The following is a 14,778-nucleotide window of genomic DNA, read 5'->3' as shown; positions in this document are numbered from 1 at the left end:
GCCGGGCGCCGGGCGGCGCGGACCCCGCCCGGCGTCACGCCGCGGCGTCGACCGGGACGTCACCGCGCCAGAGCGCGGTCCAGGTGTCCGCGTCGACCACTCCGGTGCCGAGCAGGGGCGGGTGGTCGGCCTGGAAGCGCCGGACGGCGTCCAGGGTGCGCAGGCCGAACGTCCCGTCCACCGCGTCCCACGGCAGGTAGCGCCGGTTGGCCAGCATGCACTGCACCTGGAAGGCGCGGTCGCCCCGGTCGCCGAAGACGGTCAGCCCGTCCCCGTCGTAGAAGGCGCACACGGGGCTGGACCCGGCCGGGGGCACATTCTCGGCATCGGCGGCGGCCCCCGGGGCGGCCGCCACGGCGGCGGCCAGCGCGACGGCGGCCAGGAGCCCGGTGGTCAGGGCCGAGGCGCCGGCGGACCGGCGCGGGGACAGGGGGGTTCGGGACATGGTGGTCGCTCCTCGGTGAGTGCGGGGGGCGGGCCCGGGGGCCCGGTCTCACCGAGGACAACAGCCCGAACCGGCTCCACGTCACTGCCGAGGCCCGTCGAACCGCGCGAAGCACCCGGGAGCGTCGGCGAAAGCGTCGGGGCGCCCCGGGGGGACGCCCGCAGGAGCGCGGGCAGTCGCCGGTGCGGCGGGCGATTGACGGTGACCCGAGCGGAGATGATCCAGGTACAGGCGCCCAGCCGAAGGGACGTTTCATGCCTGAGCAGCCGTACGACGTGATCACGATGGGGCGGATCGGGGTGGACCTCTACCCGCTGCGGACGGGCGTGCCGCTGGCCCGGGTCGACACCTTCGGGAAGTTCCTCGGCGGCTCCCCGTCCAACGTGGCCGTCGCCGCCGCCCGCCTCGGCCGTCGCACCGCCGTGGTGACCCGGACCGGCGCGGACCCGTTCGGTGACTACCTGCGCGAGCAGCTGCGGGAGTTCGGGGTGGACGACCGGTGGGTGACGCCCGTCGCCGCCTACCCGACACCCGTCACCTTCTGCGAGGTCTTCCCGCCCGACGACTTCCCGCTGTACTTCTACCGGCAGCCCAAGGCCCCCGATCTGGAGATCCACACCGCCGAGCTGGACCTCGAAGCGGTCCGGGCCGCCCGGGTGTTCTGGATGACCGGCACCGGGCTGTGCGCCGAGCCGAGCCGCACGGCGACCCTCGCCGCGCTGCGCGCCCGCGACCGCTCCGGCATCACCGTCTTCGACCTCGACTGGCGGCCGGTGTTCTGGCCGCCGGGCGCCGGTGGGCCGGGCCCGTCCGCCCGCTACCGCGAGGCCCTGGCCCACGCGACGGTCGCCGTCGGCAATCTGGACGAGTGCGAGATCGCCACCGGGGAGCGCGAACCGCACGCGGCGGCCCGCGCCCTCATCGGGGCCGGCGTCGAGCTGGCCGTCGTCAAGCAGGGCCCCGCGGGCGTCCTCGCCGTCCACCGGGACGGCACCGTCGCCGACGTCCCGCCGCTCCCCGTCGACGTGGTCAACGGCCTCGGCGCGGGCGACGCGTTCGGCGGCGCCCTCTGCCACGGGCTGCTGAGCGGCTGGGACATCGCGCGCACCATGCGGTACGCCAACGCCGCCGGCGCCATCGTCGCCGCCCGGCTCGCCTGCTCCTCCGCGATGCCCTTCCCGTACGAGATCGAAGCCGCGCTCGCCGAAGGCGCGGTCACCGCACACACCGAAGGAGCCTGAGCATGCGCGACGATCCGGCATACCACCTGCCCTCGGGCTCCACCGCGCACGGCCCGTACACCCTGGACATCGGCCCGGACCTGGCCGGCTGGGAGCGCTCGGGGCTCCGCGTGCTGGAGCTGGAACCGGGAGGAGTTCACACACTCGTCACCGGGGAGAGCGAGTGGATCGTACTGCCGTTGACCGGCAGCTGTACGGTGCACATCTCAGATGAGATCTTTGAACTGCTGGGCCGTAGGAGCGTGTTCAGCGGCGTTTCCGACTTCGCCTATGTACCGCGCGACGCCCACGCACAGATCGCCTCCGGCGCAGGCGGCCGCTTCGCCCTGGCAGGAGCGAAGTGCGAGCGACGACTCCCCGCTCGCTACGGCCCCGCGCCGGAGGTACGCGTGGAACTGCGCGGCGCGGGCACCTGCTCCCGCCAGGTCAACAACTTCGCCGCCGCGGACGCCTTCGACTGCGACCGCCTCATCGCCGTGGAAGTCCTCACGCCCGGCGGCAACTGGTCCTCCTACCCGCCGCACAAACACGATGAGCACCACCCCGGCGAGGAGTCCGTCCTGGAGGAGATCTACTACTTCGAGGTCGAGGACGACGGCCTCGGCTACCACCGCGTCTCCCCGTCCCGCCCCGGTGGCACGGACGTGCTGGCCGAGGTCCGCAGCGGCGACGCGGTCCTCATCCCGGACGGCTGGCACGGCCCGTCCATCGCCCAGCCCGGCCGCACCCTGTACTACCTCAACGTCATGGCGGGCCCCGGCGAGCAGCGGGAGTGGCTGATCCGCGACCACCCCGACCACCGGTGGGTGCGCGACACCTGGCCGTCCCAGCCGGTCGACCCCCGGCTGCCGCTCCACGGACCGGAGGACCACGCATGACCGCGACGCCCGGCACGACCGGACCGGCCGGTGGCGGCACCCGCCGCCTCACCACCGCCCAGGCACTCATCGCCTTCCTCGCGCGCCAGTACGCCGAGCGCGACGGCGAACGCCACCGGCTGATCGCCGCCACCTGGGGCATCTTCGGCCACGGCAACGTCGCCGGAATCGGCCAGGCGCTCCTGGAGACCGGACCCGCCATGCCGTACTTCCAGGGCCGCAACGAACAGGCCATGGTGCACGCGGCCGTGGGCCACGCCCGCCAGTCCGGCCGGCTGTCCGCCCACGCCGTCACCACGTCCATCGGCCCCGGCGCCACCAACCTCGTCACCGGCGCCGCCCTCGCCACCGTCAACCACCTCCCCGTCCTGCTGCTGCCCGGCGACACCTTCGCGACCCGCCCCGCCGACCCCGTGCTCCAGCAGCTGGAAGTGGCGTACGCGGGCGACGTCTCCGTCAACGACTGCCTGCGCCCGGTCTCCCGCTACTTCGACCGGATCACCCGCCCCGAGGCCCTGATCCCGGCCGCGCTGCACGCCATGCGCGTCCTGGCCGACCCGGCGGAGACCGGCGCGGTCACCCTCGCGCTGCCGCAGGACGTCCAGGCCGAGGCGCACGACTGGCCGGCGGAGTTCTTCGCGGAGCGGGTCTGGCACGTGCGCCGCCCCGCCCCCGACCCGTACGAACTCGGCCGGGCCGTACGGGCGGTGCGCGCCGCCCGCCGCCCCCTCGTCGTCGCGGGCGGCGGGGTCCACCACAGCGCCGCCGAGGACGCCCTCGCCGCGTTCGCCGCCGCCACCGGCATCCCCGTCGCCTCCACCCAGGCGGGCAAGGGCTCGCTGCGCCACGACCACCCCGCCGACGTCGGAGGCATCGGCCACACCGGCACCGCCACCGCCGACGACCTCGCCCGCACCGCCGACCTCGTCATCGGAGTCGGCACCCGGTACACCGACTTCACCACCGCGTCCGCGACCCTCTTCCAGCACCCCGGCGTCCGCTTCCTCAACGTCAACCTCACCGGCTTCGACGCCCACAAGCTCGCCGCCCTCCCGCTCGTCGCCGACGCCCGCACCGCCCTCGACGCCCTCACCGAGGCCCTGGCCGGACACCGTACGGACCCCGCCTACGAGGCCGAGTACGGCGAGGCCAAGGCCCGCTGGGAGCGGCGCGTCGACGCCGCGTACGCCACGCCCGACCCGGATGCCCGCCCCACCCAGACCCAGGTCCTCGGCCTCCTGGACGAGCTCGTCACCGACGAGGACATCCTCATCAACGCGGCCGGTTCGCTCCCCGGCGACCTGCACAAGCTCTGGCGGACCCGCTCCCCGCGCCAGTACCACGTGGAGTACGGCTACTCCTGCATGGGCTACGAGATCCCGGCCGCGATCGGCGTGTGCACGGCGGCGCCGGGCCGCCCGGTCTGGGCGCTCGTCGGTGACGGCACCTACCTCATGAACCCCACCGAGATCGTCACCGCCGTCCAGGAGAACCTGCCGGTCAAGCTCGTCGTCCTGCAGAACCACGGCTACGCCTCGATCGGCGGCCTCTCCGGGGCGACCGGCGGTGAGGGCTTCGGCACGGACTACCGCCACCGCTCGGCGGACGGAGGCTTCACCGGACCGCCGCTCCCCGTGGACCTCGCGGCCAACGCCGCCTCGCTCGGCATGCGGGTGCTGCGTGCCGGGACGGTGGCCGGGCTGCGGGCGGCCCTCGCCGAGGCCCGCGCCGAAGCCCGGCCCGTCTGCGTACACGTCGAGACGGCAACACCCGGCGCCGGACAGGGTCCTCCGGAGGCGCAGGCGTGGTGGGATGTCCCCGTGGCCGGGACGGCCACCCGCCCCGCGGCGGTCGAAGCACGGAAAGAGTACGAACGACACAGCGCCGGCCGACGCCGTCACCTCTGAAGGAGCCACAGCATGAAGACCGTGAACCACTGGATCGGTGGCAAGACCGTCGAGGGCACCTCGGGCAACTACGGCGAGGTCACCGACCCCGCCACCGGCGCCGTCACCACCCGGGTCGCGTTCGCCTCGCCGGACGAGGCCGATACGGCGGTGGCGGCGGCGAAGGACGCGTACCGGACCTGGCGCGACTCCTCGCTCTCCGCCCGCACGGCGGTGCTGTTCCGCTACCACGCGCTGCTGGACGCCCACCGCGACGAGATCGCCGCCCTGATCACCGCCGAGCACGGCAAGGTGCACTCCGACGCGCTGGGCGAGGTGGCGCGCGGTCTGGAGATCGTGGAGCTGGCCTGCGGGATCACGACGCAGCTCAAGGGCGAGCTGTCCACCCAGGTCTCCCACCGGGTCGACGTCTCCTCGATCCGTCAGCCGCTGGGCGTGGTCGCCGGGATCACCCCGTTCAACTTCCCGGCCATGGTGCCGATGTGGATGTTCCCGCTGGCCGTCGCCTGCGGCAACACCTTCGTGCTCAAGCCCAGCGAGAAGGACCCGTCCGCCGCCAACCTGCTGGCCGAGCTGGCGGCGGAGGCCGGGCTTCCGGACGGTGTGCTCAATGTCCTGCACGGGGACCGGGTCGCGGTCGACGCGCTGCTGAACCACCCGGACGTCGCCGCCGTCTCCTTCGTCGGCTCGACGCCCATCGCCCGCCACATCCACGCCACCGCCTCGGCCAACGGCAAGCACGTGCAGGCGCTCGGCGGCGCGAAGAACCACATGTTGGTGCTGCCCGACGCGGACCTGGACGCCGCCGCCGACGCCGCCGTCTCCGCCGCGTACGGCTCGGCGGGGGAGCGCTGCATGGCGATCTCCGCAGTCGTCGCCGTGGGCGCGATCGGCGACGAGCTGGTCGCCCGCATCAAGGAGCGGGCCGCCCGGATCAAGATCGGCCCCGGCACGGACCCCACGTCCGAGATGGGGCCGCTGATCACCGCCGCCCACCGCGACAAGGTCGCCTCCTACGTCACCGGCGCCGCCGCCCAGGGCGCCGAAGTGGTCCTCGACGGCACCGGATTCACCGTCGACGGCTTCGAGGACGGCCACTGGATCGGCCTCTCGCTCCTCGACCACGTCTCCACCGACTCCGACGCGTACCGGGACGAGATCTTCGGCCCGGTGCTGTGCGTGCTGCGCGTGGCGACGTACGAGGAGGGCGTCGCCCTCATGAACGCCTCGCCGTACGGCAACGGCACCGCGATCTTCACCCGCGACGGTGGCGCGGCCCGCCGCTTCCAGCTGGAGATCGAGGCCGGCATGGTCGGCGTCAACGTGCCGATCCCGGTCCCCGTCGGCTACCACTCGTTCGGCGGCTGGAAGGACTCCCTCTTCGGCGACCACCACATCTACGGCAACGACGGCGTCCACTTCTACACCCGGGGCAAGGTCACCACGACCCGCTGGCCGGACCCGGCGGACGCCCCGGCAGGCGTGGACCTGGGCTTCCCCAGGAACCACTGACCCGGCGACGGTCCGAGGGACGGGCCGGGCTCCGGGCCCGTCCCTCAGCCCAGCTCCAGCACCCCGACCGTCTGGTCCCCGCTCGTCTCGCCCGTGGGCCGGAATCCGAGCCCCAGGTAGAAGCCCTCGGGGCCGTCGTCGCCGGGGTGCCACGTGACGTACATGCGGGTGCCGCCGCGCCGGCGGATCTCGGCGGCCACCGACTCGACCGCGAACCGGCCGTAGCCGCGCCCCTGTTCACCGGCCGCGATGTTGAGGCGCCACAGCCCCGAGCGGATGTCGCGCCCGGTGCCGTCACCCGCGAAGTCGATGTCCAGGAAGGCCATCAGGAAGCCGACGAGCCGGTCGCCGTCGAGGACGAGCCGGGGCCAGGCGGCCTCCCCGTGCGCGTACGCCTCGGCCAGGGACTTCACCACTGGCGCCACCAGATGCTCCTGATCGGGCCGCACCCGCAGCCCGATCGCTTCGTCCACGTTCCCGGCGCCGACCTGGGCCAGCCTCAGCGAATCAGTCATACGAGAACGGTAAACACCGAGGTCAAGCGATTTTCGGGCCGCACATGACCGCAGGGCCACTCCCCCGGAGTGGCCCTGCGGCGTTCTGGCGGACCGTCAGCGGTCCGTCGCGGCGGCGGCCTCGGCCTCGGCCGCGATCATGCGCTCCATCGGGACGACCCCGAAGCGACCCGAGACGAGGAAGGCCAGCACCATCGAGACGACCATGAGCACCGTCCCCGCCCACACCATCGTCTCGACGGGCACGGTGTACGCGCCCACGGCCCGCACCGCGCACTCGGCGAGCAGCGCCCCGCCCCACACCGCCGAGAACCGGGTCTCGGCCTTGCGGAACGCCGGCGAACCGGCGGAGAGCCGTTCCCAGGCGGCAGACTTGGCGGCCTCGCCCCGGGTCAGCCACGGCCGCAGGCCCGCCGACAGCATGGGGCGGCCCCGCACCGCCGTCACCAGGAACGTCAGGCCGATGATGCTGCTCACCCCGCTGTCCTTGAGGAGCATCAGCCGGGGGTCACCGGACACCAGGCCCAGCAGCAGCGAGACCGCGTTGACCGACACCATCAGCGCCGCGAGGCCGTTGAGCCGGCGCTCGCGCACCGCGCCCCACACGGTGCGGACCGCCGGGACCACACTGCTCCAGGCCAGTGCGCCGAACGTGCCGAGCCCCGCCGCCTTCAGCGCGTAGTACGCGGCGACCGGCAGCGCGACGTCCACCAGCAGCGGCGCCAGGCTGTCCACGAAAGCCTTGCGGGGCGCGATCGGGGCGGCTTCGGCGACGGGTGCGGTGAGTGTGGCGGCCGGGCTGCTCATGTCGGTTCCTCCCGTTGCGGCGGCGCCTCCGTGGCTCCCGCTCTCGACACGTACAGACTGCCGATCGGGGCCCCCTCCCCGGCAGAGCCGCGTGTACCGACCTCCGCATGACGAATGTCATGGCCTCCGCCATGCGTTTGTACGGCTCCGAGCGCGTGACCCGATCGTTGCCGTACGGCGTACAACCGGGTCGGGTCCTCCCCGGTCCCACTGACGTTCCGGTTTTTCAAGGGAGGGGACGGTCTTTCGTATGGCGAAGACGATGTGGAACACGGTGGTGGCCGTGGGAGCGGCAGCCGTGTTCACCACGATGGCGGCGGCACCGGCGGGGGCGGCGGAGGGGGGAGCCTCCTTCTCCCGGGTATCGCTCAACAGCGGAAAGCCGATCGTGATCGGGGTGCAGGAGGAGGTCGAGGTAACGGGCTCCTTCCGGATGACGACCACGCGCAAGTTCGATTACGGACCGGTGGTGTATCCCTACCGGGGAAGACTCGACGGCGGCGACGCCCTGTGGAACAGCATCACCACCACTGACTGCCACCCCGTGGCGAAGGGGGTCTGCGACTTCAAGGAATGGCTGACCATCGACCCGCGCCACGTCGACTTCGGCAACGAGGACGCGGGGACCTGGCGGACCGCTGCCCGCATCTTCTACGTCGGTGACGACTACGACTTCGACGACATGAACATCCCGGTCCAGGTCCAGCGCGCCACCCGCGTCACCGTCAACGCCGCGCCCGAGCCGGTCGTGATCGGCAAGACGCTCACCGTGACCGGCAAGGTCACCCGGGCGAACTGGGACACCCACACGTACCAGGGGTACGGGGGCCGCACGGTCAGCCTGCAGTTCAAGGCGGACGGCGCGTCCTCGTACACGACGGTCAAGAAGGTGACGTCCAGTTCGACGGGGGCGCTCAAGACCACCGTCAAGGCCGCCGAGTCCGGTACCTGGCGCTGGAACTACTACGGGAACTCCACCTCCGGCGCGAAGGCGTCGACCGGGGACCACGTCGTCGTGTGGTCCGGCGTCCGCGTGATGCACGCCGCGCGCTAGCACCGGCCGGAAACTCGTTCGCCGTCCCACCGCCGCCGGTGCTGGGATGGCTGCATGATCCCATCCGCAGCCATCCCGCCCCAGCACCAGATCCGCGCCCTCCACACCGCCGGCACCGTGACCGTCTATCAGGCGTACACCCCGTCGCTCGGCCTGCCCGCCGCCCGCGACGGGCGTTTCCCGGCCGCCTGGAAGCGCGACCGCATGACGTGGATCAAGCCGAGCTTCCTGTGGATGATGTACCGCTGCGGCTGGGGGACGAAGGAGGGCCAGGAGACCGTCCTCGCCGTCGAGATCACCCGCGAGGGCTTCGACTGGGCCCTCGGTCACGCCGAACTCTCCCACTACCAGGACGGCGTGCACCCGGACCGGGCCACCTGGCAGCGCGATCTGCGCCGAGCCCCCGCCCGCGTCCAGTGGGACCCGGAGCGCGACCTCCAGCTGAACCGGCTCCCGTACCGCTCGCTCCAGCTCGGCCTGGCCGGGGAGGCGTCACGGCGCTACGCGGACGAGTGGACGGTCTCGATCCGCGATGTCACCCCGCTCGCCCGGGAGATCCACGCGCTGGCGAGGGCGGGCGAGACGGAGGCCGCGACCGCGCTGCTGCCCGCCGAGACGCCCTACCCGCTGCCGGAGGGCACCCCGCTGCCCACGGCCCGCGAAGCCGTCTAGAGCGCGCTTCGCGACCCGGGACATACCGCGTCCGGAGTACGAGGCCCGCTTCCGTACGCCTCGAGGATGCCCGGGAGTTCAGCCCGGCGGCAGGTGGGACGGGGCGGCGGGCCGCATAGGGTCGGACGCATGGACTCCCCTGTTGCGCGTACGTCCCGGTGGCGGCGGCTGCTGCCCCGCACCCGAGGCCGGTGGGCGGCGGCGGGCGCCGCGCTCCTCGTGCTCGCCGGTGCCGGCACCTGGACGGCGGTGGCCGACGACAGCGGCCCGGCCGTGCGCCGCCAGGACCGGATGATGCGCGTCGACGGGGTCTCGCTCGACACCTCGTACTTCACGGCCGGGGACGCCGGGCGGCGGCCCGCCGTGCTCATCGGCCACGGATTCGGCGGCAGCAAGACGGAGACCCGGGCGCAGGCCGAGCAGCTGGCCCGCGACGGATACGCCGTCCTCACCTGGTCCGCGCGCGGCTTCGGCAAGTCGGGCGGCGAGATCGGGCTGAACGCGCCGGACCGCGAGGTCAAGGACGTGTCCCGGCTGATCGACTGGCTCGCCGGCCGCCCCGAGGTCCGGCTCGACGCCGAGGGCGACCCGCGCGTCGGCATCACCGGGGCGTCCTACGGCGGCGCGGTCTCGCTGCTCGCCGCCGGGTACGACGACCGTGTCGACGCCATCGCCCCGCAGATCACCTACTGGAACCTCGCCGACGCGCTCTTCCCGGACGGGGTGTTCAAGAAGCTCTGGGCCGGGATCTTCGTCAACTCCGGCGGCGGCTGCGGCAACTTCGAGAAGGAGCTGTGCGACCTGTACGAACGGGTCGCCGTCAGCGGCAAGCCGGACGCCGCCGCGCGCGCCCTGCTCACGAAGCGCTCCCCGAGCGCCGTCGCCGACCGCATCCAGGCCCCCGCGCTCATCGTGCAGGGCCAGACCGACTCCCTGTTCCCGCTCGGCCAGGCCGATGCCATGGCGAAGGCCATCGCCGCCAACGGCGCCCCCGTCTCCGTCGACTGGGCGGCCGGCGGGCACGACGGGGGCGACATGGAGACCGGCCGGGTACAGAAGAGGATCGCCGCCTGGTTCGACCGGTACCTGAAGGGGGAGGAGGGCACCGACACCGGCCCCGCCTTCCGCGTCACCCGGACCGGCGGCATCGACTCCACGGACGGCGCCGCCCTCACCCGGGGCGCGAGCAGCGACACGTACCCGGGCCTGCACAGCGGCCCGCTGGCCGTCGCACTGCACGGGCGCACCCAGAAGATCAGCAACCCCGCGGGGGCCAACCCGCCGTCGATCTCCGCCGTGCCCGGCGTCGGCGGCTCGCTCGCCCAGCTCTCCACCCTCGGCGTCGGCGGCCTCGCCCTTGACTTCCCCGGCCAGTACGCCCGCTTCGACTCCGCCCCGCTGCCCGCCGCCCGCCGCATCACCGGCGCCCCCACGGTCCGGGTGACCGTGCGGGCCGACCACGGCGACGCGGTCCTGTTCGGCAAGGTGTACGACGTGTCGCCGGACGGGAAGCGGCAGGTGCTGCCCGCCCAGCTCGTCGCGCCGTACCGGATCACGCCGGAGCAGCAGGGCAAGCCGGTCGAGCTGACCCTGCCCGCCGTCGACCACGAACTCGACGCGGGCCACCGCCTCCGCCTCGTCCTCGCCGCGACCGACCTCGGCTACGCGTCCCCGGCCGAGCCGGCCACGTACACCGTCTCCCTCGACGGGGCCCTCACGCTGCCCACCGCCCCCGGCCTGAGAACCGCCTCGGCCGCGCTGCCCTGGTGGACCTGGGGGCTGCCGGCCGCCGCGCTGGTGATCGCCGCGGCCCTGCTGCTCACCGCCCGGCGCCGTACCGCGACGCCCGCACCCGACCCCGCACTCGCCGACGTTCCGCTGCAGATCACCGGTCTGTCCAAGAAGTACGCCAAGTCGGCCGACAGGTACGCCGTGCGCGACCTCTCCTTCCGTGTCGAGAAGGGGCAGGTGCTCGGCCTGCTGGGCCCCAACGGCGCCGGGAAGACCACCACCCTGCGCATGCTCATGGGGCTCATCACCCCCGACGACGGCGAGATCCGGGTCTTCGGGCGGGCCATCCGCCCCGGCGCCCCCGTGCTGTCCCGGGTCGGCTGCTTCGTGGAGGGCGCGGGATTCCTGCCGCACCTGTCCGGGCGCGCCAACCTTGAGCTGTACTGGAAGGCCACCGGACGCCCCGACGAGGACGCGCGCATCGAGGAGGCCCTGGAGATCGCCGGGCTCGGTGACGCCCTGGCCCGCGCCGTGCGCACGTACTCGCAGGGCATGCGGCAGCGGCTCGCCATCGCGCAGGCCATGCTCGGCATGCCGGACCTGCTCATCCTGGACGAACCGACCAACGGGCTGGACCCGCCGCAGATCCGCGAGATGCGGGACGTGATGATCCGCTACGCGGCCGGGGGCCGCACCGTGATCGTCTCCAGCCACCTCCTGTCCGAGGTCGAGCAGTCCTGCACGCATCTGGTCGTCATGGACCGGGGCAGGCTCGTCCAGGCGGGCCCCGTCGCCGAGATCACGGGCTCCGGCGACATGCTCCTGGTCACCGCTGCCGACCCGCTCACCGAACCCCTCGTGGAGAAGGTCGCCGCCCTGCCGGGCATCGGCTCCGCCGTCCGCACGGACGACGGGCACGGGCTCCTCGTCCGGCTCGACGGGGCGAGCGCGCCGCAGCTGGTCGCCGAGCTGGTCCGCCTCGACGTGCCGCTGACGGGCGTCGGCCCGCACCGCCGCCTGGAGGACGCCTTCCTCACCCTGATCTCCGGAGGCTCCGCATGAGCACCGCAGCCGGCCTCGCCGAGGCCCCCGAGGCGCCCGGTTACCGGGCCCGCCACACCCTCCCGCTGCGCGTCGAGGCGGTCCGGCAGCTGCGCAGACGCCGCACGCTGCTCATGGGCGGAGTGCTGGCCGCGCTGCCGTTCATCCTGATCATCGCGTTCGCGATCGGCGGCACCCCGGACGGCGGGCCCGGCGGCGGGGACCGGATCACGCTGATGGACACGGCGACCGCGTCCGCCGCGAACTTCGCCGCGACCTGCCTGTTCGTCTCGGCGGGCTTCCTGCTCGTCGTGCCGGTCGCGCTGTTCTGCGGCGACACGGTGGCCTCCGAGGCGAGCTGGTCCTCGCTGCGCTATCTGCTGGCCGCGCCCGTGCCCCGGGCCAGGCTGCTGTGGAGCAAGCTCGTCGTCGCGCTGGGCTTCAGCCTGGCCGCCATGGTGCTGCTGCCGCTCGTCGCGCTCGCGGCCGGGGCCGCGGCCTACGGCTGGGGGCCGCTCCAGCTGCCGACCGGGGGAGCGCTGTCGGCCGGGGACGCGGTGGGGCGCCTCGCGCTCGTCGTCGCGTTCGTCTTCGTCTCCCAACTGGTGACCGCGGGGCTCGCGTTCTGGCTGTCGACCAAGACCGACGCCCCGCTCGGCGCGGTCGGCGGCGCGGTCGGACTGACCATCGTCGGCAATGTGCTCGACGCCGTGACCGCGCTCGGCTCCTGGCGCGACTTCCTGCCCGCCCACTGGCAGTTCGCCTGGGCGGACGCGCTCCAGCCCACGATCGAGTGGGGCGGCATGGCGAAGGGCGCGGCCGTATCGGTGACGTATGCCCTGATCCTGTTCGCTTTCGCGTTCCGCGGGTTCAGCCGTAAGGACATCGTGTCCTGAGCTTGACATTCCGCCGGTTCCGCGCTCGTCGTTGCCGCATCGAGATCGTTCCGCAACCCTTTCGGCCGGTCCGGGCCGCCCCCTCGCACGTCACATTCACAAGTGCTGACGTGACGACACAGGGGGTACGGGATGGAACACCGCACACGGAAGTACCGGGGCGCAGTGGGGCTGTTGCTCGCGGCGGGCGTGCTGCTCACCGGCTGCTCGGGGACGGACGACGGGGGTGGCAAGGCGACGTCCGACGAACGGCGCGCGGGGGCGCCCGCGCCCGCCTACACGGGTGGGGCGAAGGAGCAGGAGGGCGAGGCGGACCGGCTCAAGGAGACGGCACCGCCCGACTACCTCTCCACCTTCGCGCTGGACGTCGACACCGCCTCGTACGGCTACGCCCGCCGCACCCTCGCCGACGGCCGGCTGCCCGGACCGGAGACCGTGCGGCCCGAGGAGTTCGTCAACAGCTTCCGCCAGGGCTACCGGCGCCCCGAGGGCAACGGCTTCTCCGTCTCCGTCGACGGAGCCAGGGCCGCCGGCGAGGACGGCGACTGGTCGCTGGTCCGGGTCGGCCTGGCCACGAAGGCCGCGCCCAGCACCGACGAACGGCCCCCGGCCGCCCTCACCTTCGTGGTCGACGTCTCCGGCTCGATGAACTCGCCCGACCGGCTCGGCCTGGTCAAGACCTCGCTCGGCATCCTCACGGACGAACTGCGCGACGACGACTCGATCAGCCTGGTGACCTTCAGCGACGAGGCGGAGACCGTCCTTCCGATGACCCGGCTGGGCGGCCACCGGAGCAGCATCCGCGACGCCGTCGACTCACTGGAACCGGCCGCCTCCACCAACGTCGGGGCGGGCATCGAGCGCGGTTACGAGGAGGCGGTGGAGGGCCGGCGCAAGGGCGTCAACAACCGCGTCGTCCTGCTCTCCGACGCGCTGGCCAACACCGGCGACACCGAGGCGGACGACATCCTCGAACGGATCGACTCGGCCCGCCGCGAGCACGGCATCACGCTGTTCGGCGTGGGCGTCGGCAGCGACTACGGCGACGCGTTCATGGAGCGGCTGACCAACAAGGGCGACGGCCACACCACGTACATCGCCGACGAGGAACAGGCCCGCAAGGTCTTCGTGGACCAGCTCCCCGCCCACCTCGAACTGACCGCCCGGGACGCCAAGGCGCAGGTCGCCTTCGACCGGAAGACCGTCGAGAAGTTCAAGCTGATCGGCTATGAGGACCGCAAGGTCGCCGACGACGACTTCCGCGACGACACCGTGGACGGCGGCGAGGTCGGTCCCGGTCACACCGTCACCGCCCTGTACGCGGTGCGGCTGCGCGACGGCGCCTCCGGCCATGTCGCCACCGCGACCGTGCGCTGGCTCGACCCGAAGACCCGCAAGCCGCACGAGGAGACCGGCTCCGTGGCGACCGGGGCGATCACCGGCAAGCTCTGGGGCGGCCGGAGCACCCGCCTCCAGGTGACGGCGGTGGCCGCCTACTTCGCGGAGAACCTGCGCGGGGCGGGCCTGCCCGGCACCCCGGGCCTCGGCGAACTCGCCGACCGGGCCGAGAAGCTGGCCACGACGACCGAGGACGCCTCGGTGACGAAGCTGGCCGACGCGATCACCCGCGCGGACCGGCTGAAGGGCGGCGGGGACGCCGTGGAGGACAGGGGAGAGGGCGAGATGGACTGACGGAGGGCACCGGCGCCCCGGGGGAGCGGCGCGCTCTCCCGGGGCGCGGCGGTTTTTACGCGGTCACTACACGGATCGCGCTAGCGTGCTGTGCCCCGCGAAAAAAAGGGACCTCCCTCGGGGGGAGGTCCGGCGCGGGCGGCTGGGCGGATGCGCCCCCGGCAGGACTCGAACCTGCGGCCAAGTGCTTAGAAGGCACCTGCTCTATCCACTGAGCTACGGGGGCCGGGTGGTGGCTGCGGTGGTCAGGAGCCCCGGGACCCGGGCGGTCCGTGACCTTGCCGGGACAAGGATAGGGCTCCGATTGGCTCGACCTCGTTGCTTCACCTGCGTGGCACGATGTGGAGGTTCGGTGAAGCGAAACGATAATCGCAGGTAGGCCCGGAT

General features: G+C 73.2%; 12 protein-coding genes and 1 tRNA gene. 9 read left to right on the top strand and 4 right to left on the bottom strand.

The window, feature by feature from the left end; all coding sequences use genetic code 11:
* Positions 1 to 34 precede the first annotated feature (34 nt).
* Positions 35 to 445 carry a peptidoglycan-binding domain-containing protein gene (locus AB0L33_RS15455; protein WP_365681531.1) on the bottom strand — a complete coding sequence of 137 codons (411 nt, stop codon included), beginning with the start codon at positions 443 to 445 and terminating at the stop codon, positions 35 to 37.
* Positions 446 to 699: 254 nt separating this feature from the next.
* Here AB0L33_RS15455 and iolC point away from each other — a divergent pair, with 254 nt between their 5' ends.
* The 4 genes from iolC to AB0L33_RS15435 are packed head-to-tail and all read left to right on the top strand — an operon-like array spanning position 700 to position 5,983.
* Complete coding sequence (iolC, locus tag AB0L33_RS15450; protein ID WP_365681529.1) at positions 700 to 1,686, top strand: 5-dehydro-2-deoxygluconokinase; 987 nt, start codon at positions 700 to 702, stop codon at positions 1,684 to 1,686.
* A gap of 2 nt (positions 1,687 to 1,688) precedes the next feature.
* A complete protein-coding gene (gene iolB, locus AB0L33_RS15445) occupies positions 1,689 to 2,564 on the top strand; it encodes a 5-deoxy-glucuronate isomerase (protein WP_365681527.1) in 876 nt (291 codons plus the stop codon).
* On the top strand, positions 2,561 to 4,471 hold the full coding sequence (gene iolD / locus AB0L33_RS15440) for a 3D-(3,5/4)-trihydroxycyclohexane-1,2-dione acylhydrolase (decyclizing) (RefSeq protein ID WP_365681525.1): 1,911 nt from the start codon (positions 2,561 to 2,563) through the stop codon (positions 4,469 to 4,471). The genes iolB and iolD overlap by 4 nt, the downstream gene beginning before the upstream one ends.
* 12 nt (positions 4,472 to 4,483) lie before the next feature.
* Positions 4,484 to 5,983 (top strand): CoA-acylating methylmalonate-semialdehyde dehydrogenase, encoded by a 1,500-nt coding sequence (locus tag AB0L33_RS15435; protein ID WP_365681523.1) that lies wholly within the window; start codon positions 4,484 to 4,486, stop codon positions 5,981 to 5,983.
* Between the two features lie 44 nt (positions 5,984 to 6,027).
* Here AB0L33_RS15435 and AB0L33_RS15430 read toward each other — a convergent pair whose 3' ends face one another.
* Complete coding sequence (locus tag AB0L33_RS15430; protein ID WP_365681521.1) at positions 6,028 to 6,498, bottom strand: GNAT family N-acetyltransferase; 471 nt, start codon at positions 6,496 to 6,498, stop codon at positions 6,028 to 6,030.
* 96 nt (positions 6,499 to 6,594) lie between these two features.
* On the bottom strand, positions 6,595 to 7,305 hold the full coding sequence (locus AB0L33_RS15425; RefSeq protein ID WP_365681519.1) for a VC0807 family protein: 711 nt from the start codon (positions 7,303 to 7,305) through the stop codon (positions 6,595 to 6,597).
* 250 nt (positions 7,306 to 7,555) lie between these two features.
* On the opposite strand from AB0L33_RS15425, the gene AB0L33_RS15420 reads away from it, so the two are divergent.
* From AB0L33_RS15420 to AB0L33_RS15400, 5 genes are all read left to right on the top strand, one after another.
* On the top strand, positions 7,556 to 8,359 hold the full coding sequence (locus tag AB0L33_RS15420) for a hypothetical protein (protein ID WP_365681517.1): 804 nt from the start codon (positions 7,556 to 7,558) through the stop codon (positions 8,357 to 8,359).
* Positions 8,360 to 8,413: 54 nt separating this feature from the next.
* Positions 8,414 to 9,031, top strand: coding sequence for a DUF4291 domain-containing protein (locus AB0L33_RS15415; RefSeq protein WP_365681515.1), 618 nt, complete (start codon positions 8,414 to 8,416; stop codon positions 9,029 to 9,031).
* Positions 9,032 to 9,160: 129 nt separating this feature from the next.
* Positions 9,161 to 11,824: an alpha/beta fold hydrolase gene (locus AB0L33_RS15410; protein ID WP_365681513.1), complete on the top strand. Its 2,664-nt coding sequence runs from the start codon at positions 9,161 to 9,163 to the stop codon at positions 11,822 to 11,824.
* Entirely contained in the window at positions 11,821 to 12,699 is an 879-nt protein-coding gene (locus AB0L33_RS15405; protein ID WP_365681511.1) for an ABC transporter permease, read from the top strand. Before AB0L33_RS15410 ends, AB0L33_RS15405 begins: the two co-directional genes overlap by 4 nt.
* A 132-nt stretch (positions 12,700 to 12,831) precedes the next feature.
* Positions 12,832 to 14,391 carry a von Willebrand factor type A domain-containing protein gene (locus AB0L33_RS15400; protein ID WP_365681509.1) on the top strand — a complete coding sequence of 520 codons (1,560 nt, stop codon included), beginning with the start codon at positions 12,832 to 12,834 and terminating at the stop codon, positions 14,389 to 14,391.
* A 153-nt stretch (positions 14,392 to 14,544) separates the two neighbouring features.
* On the opposite strand, the gene AB0L33_RS15395 is transcribed toward AB0L33_RS15400, so the two are convergent.
* Positions 14,545 to 14,617: transfer RNA gene (locus AB0L33_RS15395), tRNA-Arg, on the bottom strand.
* Positions 14,618 to 14,778: the final 161 nt, after the last annotated feature.

Origin of the sequence: Streptomyces sp. NPDC052299 (genome assembly GCF_040679335.1) — a bacterium.
GTDB lineage: Bacteria > Actinomycetota > Actinomycetes > Streptomycetales > Streptomycetaceae > Streptomyces.
The sequence above is the reverse complement of the archived record's forward strand: the minus strand, read 5'-3'. Positions and strand labels throughout refer to the sequence as shown.

Excerpts from the sequence above, each read along its gene's own strand:
- AB0L33_RS15430 (WP_365681521.1), bottom strand. The coding sequence starts at position 6,498 with ATGACTGATTCGCTGAGGCTGGCCCAGGTCGGCGCCGGGAACGTGGAC.
- AB0L33_RS15415 (WP_365681515.1), top strand. The coding sequence starts at position 8,414 with ATGATCCCATCCGCAGCCATCCCGCCCCAGCACCAGATCCGCGCCCTC.
- iolB (WP_365681527.1), top strand. The coding sequence starts at position 1,689 with ATGCGCGACGATCCGGCATACCACCTGCCCTCGGGCTCCACCGCGCAC.
- AB0L33_RS15405 (WP_365681511.1), top strand. The coding sequence starts at position 11,821 with ATGAGCACCGCAGCCGGCCTCGCCGAGGCCCCCGAGGCGCCCGGTTAC.
- iolD (WP_365681525.1), top strand. The coding sequence starts at position 2,561 with ATGACCGCGACGCCCGGCACGACCGGACCGGCCGGTGGCGGCACCCGC.
- AB0L33_RS15455 (WP_365681531.1), bottom strand. The coding sequence starts at position 445 with ATGTCCCGAACCCCCCTGTCCCCGCGCCGGTCCGCCGGCGCCTCGGCC.
- AB0L33_RS15420 (WP_365681517.1), top strand. The coding sequence starts at position 7,556 with ATGGCGAAGACGATGTGGAACACGGTGGTGGCCGTGGGAGCGGCAGCC.
- AB0L33_RS15400 (WP_365681509.1), top strand. The coding sequence starts at position 12,832 with ATGGAACACCGCACACGGAAGTACCGGGGCGCAGTGGGGCTGTTGCTC.
- iolC (WP_365681529.1), top strand. The coding sequence starts at position 700 with ATGCCTGAGCAGCCGTACGACGTGATCACGATGGGGCGGATCGGGGTG.
- AB0L33_RS15435 (WP_365681523.1), top strand. The coding sequence starts at position 4,484 with ATGAAGACCGTGAACCACTGGATCGGTGGCAAGACCGTCGAGGGCACC.
- AB0L33_RS15410 (WP_365681513.1), top strand. The coding sequence starts at position 9,161 with ATGGACTCCCCTGTTGCGCGTACGTCCCGGTGGCGGCGGCTGCTGCCC.
- AB0L33_RS15425 (WP_365681519.1), bottom strand. The coding sequence starts at position 7,305 with ATGAGCAGCCCGGCCGCCACACTCACCGCACCCGTCGCCGAAGCCGCC.